The 4488-nt window shown below is 67.6% G+C and carries 4 protein-coding genes and 1 pseudogene; all 5 read left to right on the top strand.

The features are described from left to right. Positions 1 to 1002 (top strand): cell division protein FtsQ/DivIB (locus ACPGXI_RS17645; RefSeq protein ID WP_526655274.1); only part of this gene is annotated, 1002 nt, incomplete at its 5' end. Between the two features lie 322 nt (positions 1003 to 1324). Continuing rightward, entirely contained in the window at positions 1325 to 2482 is a 1158-nt protein-coding gene (gene ftsZ / locus ACPGXI_RS17640; protein ID WP_526655272.1) for a cell division protein FtsZ, read from the top strand. 19 nt (positions 2483 to 2501) lie between these two features. Then, positions 2502 to 3314 (top strand): peptidoglycan editing factor PgeF, encoded by an 813-nt coding sequence (gene pgeF, locus ACPGXI_RS17635; protein WP_526655270.1) that lies wholly within the window; start codon positions 2502 to 2504, stop codon positions 3312 to 3314. After that, on the top strand, positions 3311 to 4150 hold the full coding sequence (locus tag ACPGXI_RS17630) for a YggS family pyridoxal phosphate-dependent enzyme (protein ID WP_526655268.1): 840 nt from the start codon (positions 3311 to 3313) through the stop codon (positions 4148 to 4150). The genes pgeF and ACPGXI_RS17630 overlap by 4 nt, the downstream gene beginning before the upstream one ends. Continuing rightward, a pseudogene (locus ACPGXI_RS17625) lies at positions 4147 to 4488 on the top strand (cell division protein SepF); the annotation flags it as partial. The gene ACPGXI_RS17630 and the pseudogene ACPGXI_RS17625, both read left to right, overlap by 4 nt.

The raw sequence follows: 4488 nt of genomic DNA, 5'->3' as shown, positions 1-4488 counted from the left end.
CAGCCCGAGGCTGGAGTAGACCAGCCCGAGGCTGGAGTCGACCAGCCCGAGGCTGGAGTCGACCAGCCCGAGGCTGAGGACTCGAGCCCGCCCCCGGTTGACGACGCGAACGCCGGTCCGGCACAGGAGCAGGCACCGGGCCCCGAGGCCGCAGGGGGTGACCCGGGCACCGAAGCCGCCGAAGATGTCGAGGGACCGCGCCGCCGTGCCCGGCGGGAACGGGAGGAACGCCGGAGGGCGCAGGCGAGGGCCACCTCCATCGAGGATGCCCGACGGGAGGCCAAGCGTCGTGCGCTGGGAAACCCCGCGCCGGAGCAGAAGACTCTCGGCCGAGGTGCCGTCCGGGGACTGAAGCTGTTGATGTGGACCGCCGTGGTCGGGGTTCTGCTGGTCGGGCTCGGGCTGCTGCTGTACTTCACGCCGGTCATGTCGGCCCGCAGCGTCGTCGTCACCGGACTGGATGAGGTCAGCCAGGACGAGGTGACGGCCGCGGCCGCGGTGGTGCCGGGAACTCCGCTGCTGCAGGTGGACACCGATGCGGTGGCCGAGCGGGTGGCGGAGATTCGCCGCATCGCCTCGGCCCGCGTTCAACGCCAGTATCCGTCGACGGTGCGGGTGACCATCGTCGAGCGAGTCCCCGTCGTCGTCAGGGACTATCCCGACGGGGTGCACCTGTTCGACCGTGACGGGGTCGACTTCGCCACCGCGTTGCCGCCACCAGGTGTGCCGTATCTGGACACGGAGAACCCCGGTCCGACTGATCCGGCCACCAAGGCGGCCCTGCGAGTGATGACCTCATTGCGGCCCGATGTCGCCGGTCAGGTGGGCCGGGTGTCGGCACCGTCGGTCGCAGCGATCACGCTGACCTTGATCGATGGTCGTGTCGTGGTGTGGGGGACCACCGACCGTACCGAGGAAAAGGCGCTCAAACTGGCCGCGCTCCTCACTCAGCCGGGCCAGACCTATGACGTTTCCAGCCCCGATCTGCCCACGGTGAAGTAGACGGGCGCGCAGCAGCAGACAGGCCCGCAGCGCCGTTACCAAGCCCGGGTCAGCGATTCCTGGCAACACCAACGGTAGCCGCGACGACAGTGCGAGCCTGCAAGCCGTCGCCACGATTTTTTTGTCATGTTGTTTCGGCGCGCCTGCTCGCGATGGGGGGTACCCGGCCCTACCGTTCTGTTTGCGCGGAACAACTTGACATAACTCTAAGCCTGTGGTTTAGGTTGAGGGTTTTTTCAGGGGGACCTTCCAGCGTGACAACACAGGCAACCAGGCAAGAAGGGCGACTGCTGATGAGCGCTTGCGCGAAGAAGGTGTGGCTATGACCCCCCCGCATAACTACCTCGCTGTGATCAAGGTGGTCGGCATCGGAGGCGGCGGCGTCAACGCCGTCAACCGGATGATCGAGCAGGGCCTCAAAGGCGTCGAGTTCATTGCGATCAACACTGACGCTCAGGCGCTGTTGATGAGCGATGCCGACGTGAAACTCGACGTAGGGCGCGAGTCGACGCGCGGATTGGGCGCGGGCGCGGATCCCGAAGTCGGCCGCAAGGCCGCCGAAGACGCCAAGGATGAAATTGAGGAGCTGCTGCGCGGCGCCGACATGGTTTTCGTCACCGCCGGTGAAGGTGGTGGCACCGGCACCGGCGGTGCCCCGGTGGTCGCGACCATCGCCCGCAAGCTGGGCGCGCTGACCGTCGGCGTGGTCACTCGGCCCTTCTCCTTCGAGGGCAAGCGCAGGAGCAACCAGGCTGAAGACGGTATCTCCTCGTTGCGGGAGAGTTGCGACACGCTCATTGTGATTCCCAACGACCGGCTGCTGCAGATGGGCGACGCCGCGGTTTCGCTCATGGACGCGTTCCGCAGCGCCGACGAGGTGCTTCTCAACGGTGTGCAAGGCATTACCGACTTGATCACCACACCCGGCCTGATCAACGTCGACTTCGCCGACGTGAAGGGCGTGATGAGCGGAGCGGGCACGGCGCTGATGGGCATCGGTTCGGCGCGCGGCGATGGGCGTGCACTCAAGGCCGCAGAGATCGCGATCAATTCCCCGCTGCTGGAAGCGTCGATGGAGGGCGCTCAGGGCGTCCTGCTCTCGGTGGCCGGCGGCAGCGATCTGGGCCTGTTCGAGATCAACGAGGCCGCCTCGCTGGTACAGGATGCCGCGCATCCCGAAGCCAACATCATCTTCGGCACCGTCATCGATGACTCGCTCGGTGACGAGGTCCGAGTGACGGTGATTGCCGCGGGCTTCGACGCGACGGGCCCTGGGCGCAAGCCGGTGAGTAGTGAGAATGCTGCCGGCGCCACACCGGTCACACCGGGCAAGGCCGGCCGGGTGAGCTCCTCGCTCTTCGAGCCGGCCGATGCCGCGAGCGTGCCCGTGCATACCAACGGTGCGACCGTCCGAATTGGCGGTGACGATGGCGGGATCTCCGACGACGACGTCGACGTGCCGCCGTTCATGCGCCACTAACGCGCTCTAGGGTCGCACCGTGCCAGATCCCGCGTCCACCGGCCCCTCGGCGGCGTTCCGGGTGCGCCGCGTGACGACCACCCGCGCCGGCGGCGTGTCCAAACCGCCGTTTGCGACCTTCAATCTCGGCGACCATGTCGGCGATGACCCTATCGCCGTTGCCGCGAACCGACGCCGTCTGGCCACTGTGGTCGAGCTGGGCCGTCGTGAGGCAGGCGCCGGCAAGGGCGGCACGGGCAAGAAAAGCCGCCGAGGCGGCAGAAACGACCAGGGCGGTGACGGAATCGTCTGGATGAACCAAGTGCACGGCGTCCGTGTCGAGGTCGTCGACAGCGACCAAACCGTCGACAACACAGATGGTTTGGTGACCGCGACACCCCAGTTGGCACTGGCGGTGCTGACGGCCGACTGCGTGCCGGTGTTGATGGCCGATGCCGGCGCCGGGGTCATCGCCGCCGTTCACGCGGGCCGGGTGGGCGCTCAGGGCGGCATCGTCACCAGGGCACTGGAGGCCATGGTGGGCGAAGGCGCGCAGGTCGAAAATGTCTCGGTCCTTCTTGGCCCCGCGGTCAGCGGAGCCAACTACGAGGTGCCCGCCGAAATGGCCGCCGAGGTCGAACAATGTCTGCCGGGTAGCCGGACCACCACCAGTCGCGGCACCCCGGGTCTGGATTTGCGCGCCGGAATCGCTGCGCAACTGCGCGGCCTGGGTGTCACCGCGATCGACGTCGATCCTCGCTGCACGGCGGCGGACCGCAATCTGTTCAGTCATCGGCGCGACGCGCCGACCGGGCGGCTGGCATCACTGATCTGGCTGGAGCCCAGTCCATGACAGGGGTCCGCGAACTCGAGCTCAGCGAGTCGCTGGCGGCGGTGCGCAACAGGCTCGCCCGCGCGGCCAAGGCTGCCGGACGCGATGTCGCCGACATCGAGTTGTTGCCGATCACGAAGTTCTTTCCGGCCAGCGACGTGCTGGTGCTACGCCGGCTGGGATGTGTGGCGTTCGGCGAATCCCGTGACCAGGAGGGGGCGCGGAAAGCCGCGGAAGTCAGCGCAGTCGCCGGCGGCGATTCGGTGCGCTGGCACATGGTTGGCCGCATTCAGGGCAACAAGGCGCGCTCGGTTGCGCGGTGGGCCTACGCAGCGCACTCCGTCGACAGTGCGAAGGTGATCACCGCGCTGGACTCGGCGGCAGCCGAGGCGCTCGGCGCCGGGCGCCGAGCCGAACCGCTGCGGGTCTACCTGCAGATCAGCCTCGATGGCGATGAGACCCGAGGCGGGGTCGATGTCGCGGACACCGGTCGCATCGACGAGTTGTGCGCCTCCATCGACGGGGCGGGCGGGCTGCGGTTCGTCGGGCTGATGGCCATCCCGCCGCGGGGATCGGAGCCTGGCGCGGCATTCGCGCGTCTGCAGCAGGAGCGCACCCGGGTGCAGGCCGGCTATCGGCAGCGGCTTGAACTGTCGGCGGGAATGTCGGGCGACCTCGAGTCGGCGGTCGAACATGGTTCGACGTGTGTGCGTGTCGGTACCGCGCTAATGGGATCGCGACCGCTAACGTCACCCGAAGTAGTCACTCCAGTCACACCTTCACCACAGACACCAGATTCCGCTGATATTCCGGAAACCTCGAACACCCCAGCACCGCGAGAAGGGTCCTCAGGATGAGCACACTGCACAAGGTCAAGGCTTACTTCGGTATGGCGCCGCTGGATGACTACGAGGACGACTACTACGAGGACGACGAGCGCGGTTCGGCGCGCGGCTACCGCCGCCCCCGCGACGATCGCTTCGAAGATGACGGATATTCGCGCGGTTATGACGATCGCGGAGATGACCGTCGCCGCGACTATGACGAGCCTGCCGCCTACCGGGGCGGCATGGCCGGCGGCTTCGAGGACTCGCGGTTCGAGGCCAGAACCCGCACGCCGCGTGAATTCGACCGCACCCCACCACGGCTCGGCTCCCTGCGGGGCTCGACAAGGGGGGCGCTGGCGATGGATCCA

The sequence above is a fragment of the Mycobacterium sp. genome, assembly GCF_049608025.1.
Taxonomy (GTDB): domain Bacteria; phylum Actinomycetota; class Actinomycetes; order Mycobacteriales; family Mycobacteriaceae; genus Mycobacterium.
This window is presented reverse-complemented; position numbering and strand designations above follow the sequence as displayed.

Coding starts and splice junctions, on each gene's coding strand:
- ACPGXI_RS17630 (WP_526655268.1), top strand. CDS start 3,311: ATGACAGGGGTCCGCGAACTCGAGCTCAGCGAGTCGCTGGCGGCGGTG.
- ftsZ (WP_526655272.1), top strand. CDS start 1,325: ATGACCCCCCCGCATAACTACCTCGCTGTGATCAAGGTGGTCGGCATC.